Source organism: Mesorhizobium sp. M7A.F.Ca.CA.003.01.2.1, assembly GCF_003998945.1.
Taxonomy (GTDB): domain Bacteria; phylum Pseudomonadota; class Alphaproteobacteria; order Rhizobiales; family Rhizobiaceae; genus Mesorhizobium; species Mesorhizobium ciceri.
Genome location: NZ_RZRA01001321.1, coordinates 1 through 1,112, shown reverse-complemented (window position 1 = coordinate 1,112; position 1,112 = coordinate 1). Strand labels below are relative to the sequence as shown.

The window sequence follows — 1,112 nt, the reverse complement described above, 5'->3', positions numbered from 1 at the left end:
GGGATCGTCAGCCAGATCGCTATCGACCCGAGCGCGCCACCCAGTTTGCCCATATCGGCAAAGACGGGAACGACCCCGAACGGCAACAGTGTGCAGAAGATCATGACGAACATCGAACTGACGATGGCGTATTGCCGGGGATAGGGATTGTTCTTGATGCGATCGCAGCGCGCCTGCTGGTCATGGAAGTCGCGGATCAGCTTGGTCAGTTCGCCATAGATCTGAGGAGGGAGCTTTGTGTCCTTGAACAGCGCATTGACCTGGACAGATTGCAGTTCGAGCAGGGCTATCGCCGGCTGGGGCGATTTCAGGACGTCCTCGGCCTGTTCGGCGAGCAGCGGACGCAATTCGTCGCCGACCGAGCTCGCATCCTCATGGATACGGTAGCGCCGCCGGTATTCGATATTGGCGGCCCGCGCCATGGACTCCCATGGCATCGGCCGGCGCAGGGAAAAGCGCAATGCCGTCATCCAGGCGATGTGGCGATAGATGAGCTGTCTGGCCGTCGGCGCGTCGAGGAAATCCCTGCAGAAATTGGACCACAAACGGCTGCTGGCCGTAATTTGCGTAAAAGCCTGCAGCGCGTCGCTGCTGCGGGTGAACACCTGCGAATTCTTGAACCCGGCGACGAGTGACACGGTGGTGCCAAGCACCAGCACCACCGACCATGGCACCGAAAACCCGGCGATGCCTGGAAGACGGTAGGCCGCCACGGCCAGACCGCTCACCACCACCATGTAGATGACGCTGCGCCGCGACCACAGCGCGAAATCGATCAGTTTGTAGGAACGGCCTACATACATCGTATCCCCTCAACTCATCGATAGGTCTGGTTTTGCACGGCCGGAATCTGGTCGCCTCATTGTGCCTTTGCAGCCCCGAACCGCAACCCGTCCATCAACAGCTTGACCAGCCGGCGCGAGCGGTCGCGCCATTCGGGGGTGTCGGGCGCTGAATAGATGCCGCCCAGCGCGTGCAGCACGTCGGAAGCGTCGACGTCGCCGCGGATGGTGCCGTCGGCCACCGCCGCCTCGACCAGGCGTCGCAAGGCTTGCGACACCCGGCCGAACGTGTCGGAAAACAGCGTCGAATTGGTGGTGAGCACAATGCGC

The 1,112-nt window shown here is 61.8% G+C and carries 1 protein-coding gene and 1 pseudogene; both read right to left on the bottom strand.

Features of this window, described 5'->3' with window-relative positions:
• A partial coding sequence (locus EN969_RS32350; protein ID WP_127419800.1) for a bestrophin family ion channel occupies positions 1-803 on the bottom strand: 803 nt, incomplete at its 3' end.
• Between the two features lie 56 nt (positions 804-859).
• Positions 860-1,112, bottom strand: a pseudogene (locus EN969_RS32345) (TetR family transcriptional regulator); the annotation flags it as partial.